Raw genomic sequence first — 12,996 nt, forward strand, 5'->3', positions numbered from 1 at the left:
ACCACCGATGCTGGTCATGAAGGGCATCGTCAAGCAGTTCCCCGGCGTGCGCGCGCTGGACGGGGTCGACCTGGATGTGCGGGCGGGCGAGGTGCACTGCCTGCTCGGCCAGAATGGCGCCGGCAAGTCCACCCTGATCAAGGTTCTGGCCGGAGTGCACCAGCCGGACGAGGGCACGATCGTCTTCAACGGCGAGCAGGTGCGGCCGGGCAGCCCGATCGACGCCATCAAGCTCGGCTTCGCCACCATCTACCAGGAGCTGGACCTGGTCGACGGGCTCAGCGTGGCGGAGAACATCTTCCTCGGCCACGAGCACGCCCGCTTCGGCTTCGTGCAGCGGGCGGCCGCCAGGAAAGCCGCCCGCGAGGTGCTGGAGCGGCTCGGCCACCCCGAGATCCGCCCGGCGGCCGAGGTCGGGCGGCTGTCCCCGGCCGCCAAGCAGGTCGTCTCGATGGCCAGGGCGCTCTCCCACGACGCCCGGCTGATCATCATGGACGAGCCGTCCGCCGCCCTCGCCCACGACGAGGTCGCGAACCTCTTCCGCATCATCCGCGAGCTCACCGCCCAGGGGGTGGCCGTCGTCTACATCTCCCACCGCCTGGAGGAGATCCGCGAGATCGGCGACCGGGTCACCGTGCTGAAGGACGGCCGCACGGTCGCGGTCGGCCTGCCGGCCCGCGACACGCCCACCGCCCAGATCGTGTCCCTCATGACCGGCAGGAACGTCGAGTACGTCTTCCCGCCGCGGGGCGGCCGCGAGCTGGGCGAGGAGGTGCTCCGCGTCGAGGGCCTGACCTCGCCGGGCGTCTTCGCCGACGTGTCGTTCTCGGTGCGGGCGGGGGAGATCGTCGGGCTGGCCGGGCTCGTCGGCTCGGGCCGCTCGGAGATCCTGGAAGCGGTGTACGGAGCCCGCCCCGCCACCGGCCGCGTCCTGCTCGGCGGTGAGCCGGTGCGCCGCGGCGTCGTCGGCACCGTCAGGCGCGGCATGGGCCTGGCCCCCGAGGAACGCAAGGCCCAGGCACTCCTCCTCGACCAGAGCGTCACGGCGAACATCACGCTGGGCAGCCTGCCGGGGTTCGCGAAGTTCGGCTGGATCGACCGCAAGCGGGAGCGCGCCGAGGCCAAGCGGTTGTCGGAAATGCTGGACATCCGCCCGCCCGACCCCGAGCGCCCGATCAGGACCCTGTCGGGCGGCAACCAGCAGAAGGCCGTGCTCGCCCGCTGGCTGCTCGGCGGCCGCAAGCTGCTCCTGCTCGACGAGCCCACCAGGGGCGTGGACGTGGGGGCCAGGGCGGAGCTGTACGCGGTCATCCACGAGCTGGCCGAGCGGGGCATCGGCGTGCTGCTGGTCTCCAGCGAGGTGCCCGAGGTGCTCGGCCTCGCCGACCGGGTGCTGGTGCTGCGCGAGGGGACGGTCATCCATCAGGGCGACGCCGCGGAGCTGGACGAGCACGACGTACTCGACATGATCATGAATGGGAGGGCGGCCTGATGAGCGAGCCCACAACGGACCGGCCTCGCGCGGGAGCGGCCCTGCCGGCTGCGGCGCGTGGCCTCGGGCTCGGTGAGATGCGCCATCTCGGCCTGCTCGGAGCGCTCGCGCTGCTGGTGGTCGTGGGGCTGGTCACCCGTCCGGAGAACTTCGCCACGACCTCCAACTTGGTCAGCATCCTGTCGCTGGCCGCCACCATCGGCGTGATCACGGTCGGCGCCACGTTCGTGATCATCGGGGGTGGCATCGACCTGTCGGTGGGCGCGGTCATGGCGCTCGCCTCGGTCTGGGCGACGACCTTGGCCACGCAGTCGTACGGTCCATGGGTCATGGCGATGTGCGCGATCCTCGTCGGCACCGGGGCGGGGCTGGTCAACGGGCTGCTGATCGCGTACGGGCGGCTGGTGCCGTTCATCGCCACGCTCGCCATGCTCGTGGCCGCCCGGGGTCTGGCGCAGCGCATGTCCGACCGCAAGACGCAGCTCATCCAGCCGGAGAACTCCGCGATTGTCGACCTGTCGACCACGCGGGTGCTTGGCATCCCGCTGCTGGTCTACATCTTCGCCCTGGTCGTGGTGCTGGGGTGGATCCTGCTCAACCGCACGACGTTCGGGCGGCGGACGTACGCGGTCGGGGGCAACCCCGAGGCGGCCCGGCTGGCCGGCATCGACGTGCGCAGGCACACGATGCTGCTCTACGCGCTGTCCGGGCTGTGCTGCGGCATCGCCGCCATCCTCATCATGGCCAGGACCACGACGGGCTCGTCCACACACGGCGACCTGTACGAACTCGACGCCATCGCCGCCGTGATCATCGGCGGCACGCTCCTCACCGGGGGGCGAGGGACGATCATGGGCTCGATTCTGGGCCTGCTGATCTTCACCCTCATCACGAACCTGTTCATCCTCAACGGCCTCAACACGAGCGACCAGCTGATCGCCAAGGGCCTGATCATCGTCGTCGCGGTTCTTCTCCAGCGGCGGAACCTGAAGGAGAGAGCACCATGAGCGAGAAGAACGAGAACGTCGCGCGCAGGGGATTCCTCGTCGGCGGGGCCGTGCTCCTGGCGGCCGGCTGCACCAGCAACGAGCCTGCGGCCTCGCCCACCAGCGCGGCCCCGGCGCCCGCCCCGGCGGCCAGCGGCAACGACCAGCCGGGCACGAAGGTCACCATCGGGTTCTCCGCACCGGCGGCCGACCACGGGTGGATCGCGGCGATCGCCAAGAACGCCGAGAGCACCGCGAAGCAGTATTCCGACATCGATTTCAAGCCCGTCGAGCCCACGAACGACATCAACCAGCAGATCTCCGCGGTCGAGTCGTTGATCGCGCAGAAGGTGAACGCGCTGGTGATCCTGCCGAACGACGGCCAGCAGTTGAACCAGGTCGCACTGCAGGCCACGGAGGCGGGGATCCCGGTCGTCAACCTCGACCGGATATTTCCGGACAAGCTGGCATATCGAACGTGGATCGGCGGCGACAACTACGGCATGGGCGTCGCGGCCGGGCACTTCATCGGCAAGCAGCTCAAGGACAAGGGCGTGACCAACCCGGTGATCGTCGAGATCCAGGGCATCGCCACGCTGCCTCTGACGCAGGACCGCAGCAGGGGCTTCGCCGACGCACTGAAGACGTACGGCTTCAGCGTCACGGCCAAGCAGGACGCCAAGTTCACCGTCGAGACGGGCAACCAGGTGGCCACCTCGCTGCTCCAGGCGCACAAGAAGATCGACGCGCTGTGGAACCACGACGACGACCAGGGCGTCGGCGTGCTGGCCGCGATCAAGGAGGCCAACCGCGACGAGTTCATCATGGTGGGCGGGGCCGGCTCGCTCAACGCGATGAAGGAGATCCAGTCGGGCACGTCGGTGCTGAAGGCCACCGTCACCTACAGCCCCACGATGGCCTCCTCGGCCATCAAACTGGCCCGCTTGATCGCTCAGGGGAAGGGCATGAGTGACCTGGTGGAAAACCAGGTGCCCCAGTCCATCACGCTCGCATCCGAGACCATTACGAAGGATAACGTCGAGAAGTACCTGGCACTCGGCTTCGAATCCTGATCGGGGGTTGCATGTCAGACAAGACCACCATCGGCGTGGGCATGGTCGGCTACGCGTTCATGGGCCGCGTCCACTCCCAGGCCTGGCGGAGCGTGGGGGCGTTCTTCGACCTGCCGCTGGCGCCCCGCATGGCGGTGCTCGCCGGCCGGTCGAAGGAGCGCACCGAGGCCGCCGCCGCGCAGCTCGGCTGGGACGCCGTGGAGACGGACTGGAGAGCGCTGGTCCAGCGTGACGACGTGCAGATCGTCGACATCTGCACGCCCGGCGACTCGCACGCCGAGATCGCCATCGCCGCGCTCGCCGCCGGCAAGCACGTGATCTGCGAGAAGCCGCTGGCCAACACCGTCGCCGAGGCCGAGGCCATGGTGCGGGCCGCCGCCGAAGCCCCCGGCAAGAGCATGGTGGCCTTCAACTACCGGCGGGTGCCCGCGGTCGCGCTCGCCCGCCGGTACGTCGAGGAGGGCAAGCTCGGCGAGATCCGGCACGTCCGGACCCAATACCTTCAGGACTGGATCGTCGATCCCGAGTTCCCGCTGGTGTGGCGGCTGCAGAAGGACAAAGCCGGGGCCGGGGCGCTCGGCGACATCGGCTCCCACATCGTGGACGCGGCCGAGTTCATCACCGGGCAGCACGTCGTCGGTGTGTCGGCGCTGACGGAGACCTTCATCAAGCAGCGCCCGCTGGCGGGCGAGTCGGCCGGGCTGGGCGCCACCCGTACGGAGGCCATGGGCGAGGTCACGGTCGACGACGCCGCGCTGTTCATCGGCCGGATGTCGGGCGGGGCGCTGGCCTCGTTCGAGGCCACCCGCTTCGCGACCGGTCGCAAGAACGCCATGCGCATCGAGATCAACGGCCAGCTCGGCAGCCTGGCGTTCGACTTCGAGTCCATGAACGAGCTGTGGTTCAGCTCCGGCGGCGGGTTCGAGCGGATCCTGGTCACCGAGCCCGATCATCCGTACGTGGGCGCCTGGTGGCCGCCCGGGCACGGGCTCGGCTACGAGCACACCTTCACCCACGAGATCAAGGACTTCCTGGAGGCGATCGCCACCGGGACCGACCCCGTGCCGTCCTTCGCCGACGGGCTGCGGGTGCAGCGGGTGCTGGAGGCGGTCGAGCGGAGCGCGGCTGAGGGCAGCCGCTACACCAACGTGGAGGATTGACATATGCGACCAGTCACGCTGTTCACCGGGCAGTGGGCCGACCTGCCGTTCGAGGAGATGTGCCGGCTGGCGGCCGAATGGGGCTACGACGGGCTCGAGATCGCCTGCTCCGGCGACCACTTCGACGTGGCCCAGGCCATGGCGGACCCGTCGTACGTGGAGCAGAAGAAGGCCCAGCTGGAAAAGCACGGGCTGAAGGTGTGGACGATCTCCAACCACCTGGTGGGCCAGGCCGTCTGCGACCACCCCATCGACGAGCGCCACAAGGCCATCCTCCCGGCCCGCATCTGGGGCGACGGAGAGCCCGAGGGCGTGCGCCAGCGCGCCGCCGAAGAGATGAAGAACACCGCGAGGGCCGCCTCGCTGCTGGGCGTCGACACCGTCGTGGGCTTCACCGGCTCGTCCATCTGGCACACGGTCGCCATGTTCCCGCCCGTGCCCGCCTCCGCGATCGACGCCGGCTACCAGGACTTCGCCGACCGCTGGAACCCCATCCTCGACGTCTTCGACGAGGTGGGCGTGCGCTTCGCCCACGAGGTCCACCCGAGCGAGATCGCCTACGACTACTACACGACGGTGCGGACGCTGGAGGCCATCGACCACCGTCTGGCGTTCGGCCTCAACTGGGACCCGTCCCACATGGTCTGGCAGGACCTCGACCCGGTGGGCTTCATCCTCGACTTCAAGGACCGCATCTACCACGTCGACTGCAAGGACACCCGCATGCGCGTCGGCGACGGCCGGCGCGGGCGTCTGTCCTCGCACATGCCGTGGGCGGACATGCGGCGCGGCTGGGACTTCGTCTCCACCGGGCGTGGCGACGTGCCGTGGGAAGACTGCTTCCGTGCGCTCAACTCGATCGGGTACGAAGGCCCGATCTCGATCGAGTGGGAGGACGCCGGGATGGACCGGCTGGACGGGGCGAGGGAGGCGCTGGCCTACATCCGCAAGCTCAACTCCATCACCCCGCCCGCGACGTCCTTCGACGCCGCCTTCTCCACCACGTAACCGGCTGCCAGGGCACGAGACGCCGTCTGGGCGGTCATTCGCCCGGGCGGCACACCGTGCCCTGAGGCGGGAGGTCGAGGGTCTCGACGTAGCGCACCACGTGGTCTGCCACGCAGCGGCTCGTTCCGGAGACGTAGAGGACGTGGCCGAAGCCCTCGTACCGGATCGTGACCGAGCCGGGCACCTTCCGCACGAGCCGGTCGGTCATGTCGAAGTCGCTCCACGTGCCGGTGCCCAGCAGGCGCGGCAGCCGCGTGACCGGCAGCGGGCCGGGCGGGTTCGCCGGGCGGTACGGCCACCCGGAGCACATCAGTGCCGCCCACAAACCGTTCCGGCCGAGGTCCGGCAGCTGTCTGTCCAGGTCACGCCGGAGCTTGGCGTACTGGTCATAGGACGTGATGCCGAAGCCGTCGCCGCACCAAGGCGCCACGGCGCGCGGCTGGGTCCCGTGGTAGGAGAGCCCCAGCACCTGCTCGCCGAAGAACGCGAAGTCGCCGCGCATGGCCTCGGCGATCGCGTCGGCGAACGGCTTCCACTGGTCGCCCCGCGTGTTGACGGCCATGCCGTATCCGATGGTCTGCAGGTGCATGCCGGTCAGGTGGCCGCTGCCGAACCGCGGCGAGGAGACGGGAACGGGATCGCGGTCGACGCGACGGATCAGACCCCGCCAGACCTTGTGGACGTCCTGCCCGTGGAGAGCGCAGGACCGGTCTTCCGCGCACCAGGCGGCGAACCTGCCGAGCATCCGCTCACCGGCGGCGACGGCGTAGTCGAGCTCCGCGGTGGTGTGGTCGGGGGTGCCGTCGAGGTGCATGGCGCGGATCCGCTGCGGGAACCGGCGGGCGTAGGCAGCCGCCGTGATGCCGCCGTACGACTCGGAGATGACGGTGATCCGGCGTTCGCCCAGGGCGGCGCGGATCGCGTCCATGTCCCCGGCCACCGCGTCCGCGTCCGCGTGGCGGAACAAGCCGGTGGCGTCCTCTGCGGCGCACTTCTCGAAAGCCGCCCGCTGACGGGCCGCCTGCCGGTCGAACTCCTCGCGGTCGCGCGGTTCGGCCAGCAGCGGGAGAGCCGTCGCGCATGATCCGGCCAGGTCCCTGATGACGAGCGTCTGGCGCGTGTCGAAGGCGACGACGTCGAAGTGGCGTCGCAGGGCGGCCAGGGTCTCGGCGGAGTCGCGGAGCTGCTGGATGCCGTCCTTGCCGGGGCCGCCGGGGGCGTAGAGCACCGTGCCCTTGCGGGCGCCGGTGGCGGGGAGGCGGGCCAGATCGAGTGTGAGGCCGGCCGGGACGTCGATGGTGCCGCATTCCATGCTGTGCGGCGGGCCGCAGGGCCGCCAGTCGATCGCGCTCGTGGAGGCGACGGCGGGTGTGGCGGTCGCCAGCAGCCCGACCGTCGCCAGAGCGACTGTCGTGCGTTTCATGCTGGGTCCTCCATTCGCATCTCGTTTCAGCATCCCTGCGGGGTGTGCCGATTTCCTGATGCGGAAGGAGGATCTCGACCTAGGAGCAGGCTCCTATCGAGAGGGGAGGGACGCCGGAGTCGTGCCGTCCGGCGCCTCGCCGTTGATCCGCGGCGGGTTCTGGGCCGCCACGCCTCCAATTCAGAGGCCCTGGGGGGCCTGTTGCCTGAGTTCAGCCTCGAGTTCGGCCTTGAGCTGCCAGTATGCGCGCCACTTGTACCAGTCGAGCCGCTTGTCCGCTTGCTTCCTGCGCTCCCAGGTGTCCCACTTGTCCAGGGTGGCCCAGACGGGCACCGGTGCGGTCCTGCTCGGGTCGTTGAGCGGTTCGTGCGGGGTCGTGGTCGGAGGCTGCGGTGTCCGGTTCCCCCGCCGGTGCTTGATCAGTCCATGAGGACGATCTGGCGCAGAACCTCGCCGGTGCGCAGGGCCGCGACGGCGTCGTTCAGGTCGCCGAGGCGGATGCGGGCGCTGATCATCGATTCGAGGTCCAGTTTGCCGGCCTTGTAGAGCTTGGCGAAGTACGGGAAGTCGTGGCGCACGTCCGCCTCGCCGTACAGGCTGGACAGCAGGTTCTTGCCCTCGAAGAGCAGGCTGAACGCCGAGATCGACACCATGTCGTCCATCGCGCCCGCGCCGACCACGATGACGTCGCCGCCCTGCCGCGTGATCTGCCAGGCGCTCTGTATGGTGGCCGACTTGCCGACCACCTCGAAGCCGTAGTCGAAGCCGGTGCCGCCGGTGAGCTCGCTGAGCGCCTCCGGCACCCCCTCGGGCGTGACCGCGTGCGTCGCACCGACCTTCTTGGCCAGCTCGTGCTTGGACTCCAGCGGGTCCACCGCCAAAATCATCCTGGCGCCGGCGACGCGGGCGCCCTGGATGACCGACAGGCCCACGCCGCCGCAGCCGATCACGGCGACCGTCGAGCCGGGGCGCACCTTCGCGGTGTTGAGGGCGGCGCCCACGCCGGTCGTGATGCCGCAGCCGATCAGGGCCGCCGCCTCCCACGGCACCTCCGGGTCGATCTTGATCGCGCCCTGCCAGGGCACGACGATCTCCTCGGCCCACGTGCCGCAGCCCGCCATCCCGAAAGCCGTCGCCCCGTCGCCCCCGAACCGGAAGTTGCCCTTGGTGAAGCCCTCGATCACGTACTTCATGCACAGGTACGGCTGGCCGCCCAGGCACAGGTCGCACTCCTGGCAGGACGGCCGCCAGTTGATGACCACGTGGTCGCCCGGCTTGACGGAGGTGACGTGCTCGCCCACCTCGACCACCTCGCCCGACCCCTCATGGCCGGGGATGAGCGGCACGGGCTGCGGCAGCACGCCGGACATGGCCGACAGGTCCGAGTGGCAGACGCCTGTGGCCTTGATCCGCACACGTACGTCGGCCGGACCCACCGGGGCCAGCGTGACGTCGTCGCGGATGTCGAGCTTGTCGTTGCCTACGGCGTGCAGGATTGCGGCGCGCATGGGGGGTTCCTCCTCCGGCTCGAAGGCTTGGTCCTCGAGGGGCTATTCCTCGATGGAGAGAGCGGCTTTGGGACAGGACCTCACCGCGTGGCGGACGCGGTCCTGAAGCTCGGGGGGTGGTTCTGGAAGAAGGATGTGCAGCTGGTCGTCGTCGTCGACCTCGAACACCTCGGGCGCGAGCCCCATGCAGACCGCGTTGGCCTCGCAGACCAGCTCGTCCACCTTGACTTTCATCTCAGCCTCCTGTGGTCCCATGAGACCACTTTGCTGCGCTCGACGACGTACGCAACCCGCTTGCGCCCGGTCTGCTCCACGTACGGCCGCAGCAGATCGTCCGGCACGTCCGGGGTCATCCGGCGGGCGACCGTCATGCCGATGGCCATGACGCGGTCCCGGTCGGTCACCTGCTCGGCCTTGCCGTACACCAGGACGCCGCGCAATTCGTCGTAGTCGTCGCCGGCCTCGACCAGGCAGCTCACCCGGGGGTCGCGGGCCAGGTTGCGGGCCTTCTGCGCCTTGCCGTAGGTCCAGAAGGCGATCCGCCCCTCCTCGAGCCCGTAGAACATCGTCACCAGGTGCGGCGTGCCGTCCGGGTTGATGGTGGCCAGCTGCAGCTTGCGTGAGCTCTCCAGGAAGGCGGCCACGTCGTCGTCCGACATCGCGATACGAGCGCGCTGATTCACGTGCCAAGTAGAACAGGTTCCAGAACGGGCCTGCAAGAGTTCGCCGGAATGTTGTTCGGTTCGGCTAGGGTGCACTTCCATGACGATGCCGTCAGAGCTGCTCTTCGCAGCGAAGCACGCCAAGGGATTCATGCCGGCCAACGAGGGGCTGGCCCTTTTCGCGGCGGCCTGTGAGTACGGCAAACTCGGGCCCATCTGCGAGATCGGCACCTACTGCGGCAAGTCCGCGATCTATCTCGGGGCGGCCGCGAGGCAGGCCGGATCCGTGGTCGTCACCGTGGACCACCACCGGGGGTCGGAGGAGATCCAGCCCGGGTGGGCCCACCACGACCCGACGCTGATGGACATCCGGTTCGGGAAGATGGACTCGCTGCCGACCTTCAGGGCCACGATCGCCGCCGCCGGGCTGGAGGATGAGGTGATCGCCGTCGTCGGCAGGTCGGAACGGGTGGCCGCGCTCTGGAACACGCCGCTCGGCATGCTCTTCATCGACGGCGGCCACTCCGACGAGCCCGTCACCCGCGACTACGAGGGCTGGGCGCCGCACGTGATGCCGGGCGGGGCGCTGGTCTTCCACGACGTCTATCCCGATCCCGCGGACGGTGGGCAGGCGCCGTACCGGGTCTACCTGCGGGCGCTGGAGTCCGGGGCGTTCAGCGAGGTGTCGGCGGAGGGGTCGGTCCGCGTGCTGGAGCGCGTCGGCCCGGGCATCTGACCGATGCCGAGCCCGCGACGATTTCACGAGGTCAAGGCCATGAGGTGCCGCCCTGGACGCGGTGGTTGCGGGTCCAGGCGTGCCGGATCTGGGCCTGCCAGCTGCGGAAGTCCTCGTGCGTACGCGCCTCGTGCCCGAGCTCGATGAGCGCCCGGTCGGTCCAGGACGCCGCCTCCTCCGGGTCGGCCCCGGCCAGGATCGGCACGGCCTGGGCCGCGTGATCCGGCAGCGTCCCCGACCGCAGCCGCGCGGCCACCGCGAACGCGCACCCCTGCGCCAGATGGGCGCGGAACCCGTCGGCCCCCGCGTGCTCGGTCAGCCACCACAGCTCGTCGGTCTCGGCGCCGCCGGTGTACGTGGCCGCGAACCCGACCCCGCTCCACAGGTCGGCCCGCCGCCCGGCGGGGAAGCCGGCGATCCTGGCGGCCACGTCGTCGGGACAGGCGCAGTCGTGGTACCAGAGCAGCCGCCCCAGCCCCTGGTCGAACACCGCGCAGTGGGCCCTGGTGAGCAGGTCGGGCATGGTCCGCTCGCCGACCATCCGATCGGCCCTGGCCAGGCTCCACTGGAATCCGAACCCGTCCACCGCGAGCCACCGCAGCAGCGGGTGGGCCCGCCGCGCCCCGCGTACGGGACGCAGGCGCAGCAGGGCATACCCGCGGCCGGCGCCGAGGTAGGCGGCGTGCCGGTGATGCTGGGCGGGGCCGGTGAGTAGCTCGTGAAGGCGCCGGCCCCGGGTCAGTGTGAGCAGGTCGAGCATGGTACAGGCCGCGGCGGCCCCCTCGTAGCCGAAGGGCCGCTGCTCGGCCGGGATCTCCTCGACCTTCTCTACTTCTCTAGAAATCACCGCGTTGAAGCCGAAAACGTAGGATTTTTCGGCCTTCGCGAAGGCTGTCCGAGAGACTCCATTCCTGAGCCGGAACCTTCGCCGGCCCAGATCGGACTCCAGCGGATCCTTGGCGAGGATCCTCCGCAGCCCCTTTGCCGGGGTCAGTGTCGGCCAGGTCCCGGCCCGGTCCAAGAACGTTGTCGTGCCCGTGTCGCCCACGCTTCCCCCGAAGACGCCTCGTACGTCACTCAGAAGCTAGTGAGCGCGTTGCGCCTTTCCGTGGCGGCACACCCGATTTCCCCGGCAAAGAATCCGCAAAAGCCCTTGCGGCGTCTGATCGGCCCGGGCCACGGGCTCTAGTGCACTTGCGGCGGCAGGACCGGCGACGTGCAGCCGCACACGTCGGGGTCGTACACCGACGTCCCGGCGACGTCGCGGAACAGCCCCGACCCGGGGGACAACTCCAGCAGCGCGTCCGCCGCCAGCACCGCCGCCGCGGCCGTGTAGCCGGAGCGCTCGTGCGGGAAGTGCTTGCGGTTGGCGAACTGCCACCCCGTCCAGTACGAGCCGTCCTCGTGCCGCAGGTGCTGCACGTCGGCGAAGAGCGCGGCGGCCCGCTCCCGGTCCCCCAGCGCGTCCAGGGCCAAGACCAGCTCGCACGTCTCGGCCCCGGTCACCCACGGCTGGTCGGACACGCACCGGATGCCGAGCCCGGGCACCACGAACGTGGCCCACTCCCGCTCCAGCAGCTCGAACGCCTGCCGCCCGCGTACCGCGCCGCCGAGCACCGGGTAGTACCAGTCCATCGAGAAGCGGCTCTTGTCGGCGAACGCCTCGGGATGCGCCGACAGCACGTGCGCCAGCCGGTCCGCGGCCAGTTCCCAGTGCGGCTGCGGGTCGCGCAGGTGCTCGGCCAGCAGCACGCCGCAGCGCAGCCCCTGGTGGATCGAGGAGCAGCCGGTGAGCAGCGCGTACGTCGAGGCCCTGCCCCGGGCGTCACGCTCCCAGACGATCTCGCCCCGCTCGGTCTGGAGCCCCGCCACGTAGTCGAGCGCGGCCTTGACCATGGGCCAGCTCTCCTCGGTGAAGGCCCGGTCGCCGGTGACGAGGTGGTGATGCCAGACGCCGACGGCGACGTAGGCGGCGTGGTTGGTCTCGCCGCCCAGCTCGGTGGGCACGCCGTCGACCAGCTTCATCGGCCAGGAGCCGTCGGCGCGCTGGTGGCGGGCCAGCCACGCGTACCCGCGACGCACCGGCTCCGCCAGGCCCGCCACGGACATCGCCATCAGGCACTCGATGTGGTTCCATGCGTCCACGTGCCCCTCGGGCCACGGGACGCCGCCGTCCTCCTGCTGTATCGCCGCGATGCTCTCGGCCGTCCGCACGACCTCCGCGGGCGAGATCATGGCTTCCTGACGTAGAGGACCACGCTCTTGCCGATGATCGGGTTGAGCACGGTCTCGGCGATCCTGGTGGCGGCGGGGCGCTTCATGATGTCCCAGACCAGCAGCTCGTGGTACGCCTTCGCGAGCGGGTGGTCGTCGTTGTTCACCCCGACCGCGCACTTGATCCACCAGTACGGCGAGTGCAGCCCGTGGGCGTGGTGGTGCGGGCCGATCTCGAAACCGGTGGACTTCAGCTTGGCCGACAACTCGGCCAGCGTGTAGATCCGCACGTGCCCGCCGGGCGCGGTGTGGTAGGCCTCGTCCAGCGCCCAGCAGATCCGCTCGGGCAGGAAGCTCGGCACGGTGACCGCGGCCGTCCCGCCGGGCTTGAGCACCCGGAAGATCTCGCGCATGGCCGTCATGTCGTCGGGGATGTGCTCGAGCACCTCGGCCGCGATGACCCGGTCGAAGCTGCCGTCCTCGAACGGCATGTCGAGCGCCGTGCCCTGGACGGTCTGGCCGGTCGCGCCGGGCGGCACCTCGCCCGCCTTGTCCATCGCCGCGAACATGGCCGCCACGCCGTCCAGCTCCGACTGGTCCATGTCGAACGCGATCACGTCCGCCCCGCGGCGCAGCACCTCGAAGGCGTGCCTGCCGGCGCCGCAGCCCAGGTCCAGCACGCGCACGCCGGGGCCGACGGGAAGCCGGGCGAAGTCCACGGTCAGCACTGGTCG

At 70.1% G+C, this 12,996-nt stretch carries 14 protein-coding genes; 6 read left to right on the forward strand and 8 right to left on the reverse strand.

Annotated features, from left to right (window positions below; genetic code table 11):
- Positions 1–7: 7 nt before the first annotated feature.
- From ID574_RS25405 to ID574_RS25425, 5 genes are read left to right on the forward strand one after another with little or no spacing between them, the layout of a single operon-like run.
- Positions 8–1,492, forward strand: coding sequence for a sugar ABC transporter ATP-binding protein (locus tag ID574_RS25405; RefSeq protein ID WP_188191486.1), 1,485 nt, complete (start codon positions 8–10; stop codon positions 1,490–1,492).
- On the forward strand, positions 1,492–2,499 hold the full coding sequence (locus tag ID574_RS25410) for an ABC transporter permease (RefSeq protein ID WP_188191487.1): 1,008 nt from the start codon (positions 1,492–1,494) through the stop codon (positions 2,497–2,499). The genes ID574_RS25405 and ID574_RS25410 overlap by 1 nt, the downstream gene beginning before the upstream one ends.
- A complete protein-coding gene (locus tag ID574_RS25415; RefSeq protein WP_188191488.1) occupies positions 2,496–3,551 on the forward strand; it encodes an ABC transporter substrate-binding protein in 1,056 nt (351 codons plus the stop codon). Before ID574_RS25410 ends, ID574_RS25415 begins: the two co-directional genes overlap by 4 nt.
- 11 nt (positions 3,552–3,562) lie before the next feature.
- A complete protein-coding gene (locus ID574_RS25420; RefSeq protein ID WP_188191489.1) occupies positions 3,563–4,711 on the forward strand; it encodes a Gfo/Idh/MocA family protein in 1,149 nt (382 codons plus the stop codon).
- A 3-nt stretch (positions 4,712–4,714) separates the two neighbouring features.
- Complete coding sequence (locus ID574_RS25425; protein WP_188191490.1) at positions 4,715–5,719, forward strand: sugar phosphate isomerase/epimerase family protein; 1,005 nt, start codon at positions 4,715–4,717, stop codon at positions 5,717–5,719.
- A 34-nt stretch (positions 5,720–5,753) separates the two neighbouring features.
- Here the strand turns inward: ID574_RS25425 and ID574_RS25430 are convergent, their stop codons facing one another.
- The 5 genes from ID574_RS25430 to ID574_RS25450 all read right to left on the reverse strand — a co-directional run bounded on the left by ID574_RS25430 (position 5,754) and on the right by ID574_RS25450 (position 9,333).
- Positions 5,754–7,142 carry an alpha/beta fold hydrolase gene (locus ID574_RS25430; protein WP_188191491.1) on the reverse strand — a complete coding sequence of 463 codons (1,389 nt, stop codon included), beginning with the start codon at positions 7,140–7,142 and terminating at the stop codon, positions 5,754–5,756.
- A 180-nt stretch (positions 7,143–7,322) separates the two neighbouring features.
- Positions 7,323–7,475: a hypothetical protein gene (locus tag ID574_RS25435; RefSeq protein ID WP_188191492.1), complete on the reverse strand. Its 153-nt coding sequence runs from the start codon at positions 7,473–7,475 to the stop codon at positions 7,323–7,325.
- Between the two features lie 86 nt (positions 7,476–7,561).
- Positions 7,562–8,650 carry a Zn-dependent alcohol dehydrogenase gene (locus tag ID574_RS25440; protein WP_188191493.1) on the reverse strand — a complete coding sequence of 363 codons (1,089 nt, stop codon included), beginning with the start codon at positions 8,648–8,650 and terminating at the stop codon, positions 7,562–7,564.
- 42 nt (positions 8,651–8,692) lie between these two features.
- The gene (locus ID574_RS25445; RefSeq protein ID WP_138716482.1) at positions 8,693–8,884 is read right to left on the reverse strand and encodes a ferredoxin; all 192 of its coding nucleotides are present in this window, start codon (positions 8,882–8,884) and stop codon (positions 8,693–8,695) included.
- Entirely contained in the window at positions 8,881–9,333 is a 453-nt protein-coding gene (locus ID574_RS25450; RefSeq protein WP_188191494.1) for a pyridoxamine 5'-phosphate oxidase family protein, read from the reverse strand. The genes ID574_RS25445 and ID574_RS25450 overlap by 4 nt, the downstream gene beginning before the upstream one ends.
- 85 nt (positions 9,334–9,418) lie before the next feature.
- Here ID574_RS25450 and ID574_RS25455 point away from each other — a divergent pair, with 85 nt between their 5' ends.
- Positions 9,419–10,048, forward strand: a complete 630-nt coding sequence (locus ID574_RS25455; protein ID WP_188191908.1) for a class I SAM-dependent methyltransferase — start codon at positions 9,419–9,421, stop codon at positions 10,046–10,048.
- Positions 10,049–10,079: 31 nt separating this feature from the next.
- Here the strand turns inward: ID574_RS25455 and ID574_RS25460 are convergent, their stop codons facing one another.
- The 3 genes from ID574_RS25460 to ID574_RS25470 all read right to left on the reverse strand — a co-directional run bounded on the left by ID574_RS25460 (position 10,080) and on the right by ID574_RS25470 (position 12,990).
- Positions 10,080–11,096: a DUF1702 family protein gene (locus ID574_RS25460; protein WP_223167057.1), complete on the reverse strand. Its 1,017-nt coding sequence runs from the start codon at positions 11,094–11,096 to the stop codon at positions 10,080–10,082.
- 137 nt (positions 11,097–11,233) lie between these two features.
- Positions 11,234–12,283 (reverse strand): glycoside hydrolase family 15 protein, encoded by a 1,050-nt coding sequence (locus ID574_RS25465; protein WP_188191496.1) that lies wholly within the window; start codon positions 12,281–12,283, stop codon positions 11,234–11,236.
- Positions 12,280–12,990: a class I SAM-dependent methyltransferase gene (locus ID574_RS25470; RefSeq protein ID WP_188191497.1), complete on the reverse strand. Its 711-nt coding sequence runs from the start codon at positions 12,988–12,990 to the stop codon at positions 12,280–12,282. Before ID574_RS25470 ends, ID574_RS25465 begins: the two co-directional genes overlap by 4 nt.
- Between the last annotated feature and the right edge of the window lie 6 nt (positions 12,991–12,996).

Origin of the sequence: Nonomuraea sp. SYSU D8015 (assembly GCF_008065375.1) — a bacterium.
Classification (GTDB): Bacteria; Actinomycetota; Actinomycetes; order Streptosporangiales; family Streptosporangiaceae; genus Nonomuraea.

Coding starts and splice junctions, on each gene's coding strand:
- ID574_RS25405 (WP_188191486.1), top strand. CDS start 8: ATGCTGGTCATGAAGGGCATCGTCAAGCAGTTCCCCGGCGTGCGCGCG.
- ID574_RS25410 (WP_188191487.1), top strand. CDS start 1,492: ATGAGCGAGCCCACAACGGACCGGCCTCGCGCGGGAGCGGCCCTGCCG.
- ID574_RS25415 (WP_188191488.1), top strand. CDS start 2,496: ATGAGCGAGAAGAACGAGAACGTCGCGCGCAGGGGATTCCTCGTCGGC.
- ID574_RS25420 (WP_188191489.1), top strand. CDS start 3,563: ATGTCAGACAAGACCACCATCGGCGTGGGCATGGTCGGCTACGCGTTC.
- ID574_RS25425 (WP_188191490.1), top strand. CDS start 4,715: ATGCGACCAGTCACGCTGTTCACCGGGCAGTGGGCCGACCTGCCGTTC.
- ID574_RS25430 (WP_188191491.1), bottom strand. CDS start 7,142: ATGAAACGCACGACAGTCGCTCTGGCGACGGTCGGGCTGCTGGCGACC.
- ID574_RS25440 (WP_188191493.1), bottom strand. CDS start 8,650: ATGCGCGCCGCAATCCTGCACGCCGTAGGCAACGACAAGCTCGACATC.
- ID574_RS25445 (WP_138716482.1), bottom strand. CDS start 8,884: ATGAAAGTCAAGGTGGACGAGCTGGTCTGCGAGGCCAACGCGGTCTGC.
- ID574_RS25455 (WP_188191908.1), top strand. CDS start 9,419: ATGCCGTCAGAGCTGCTCTTCGCAGCGAAGCACGCCAAGGGATTCATG.
- ID574_RS25465 (WP_188191496.1), bottom strand. CDS start 12,283: ATGATCTCGCCCGCGGAGGTCGTGCGGACGGCCGAGAGCATCGCGGCG.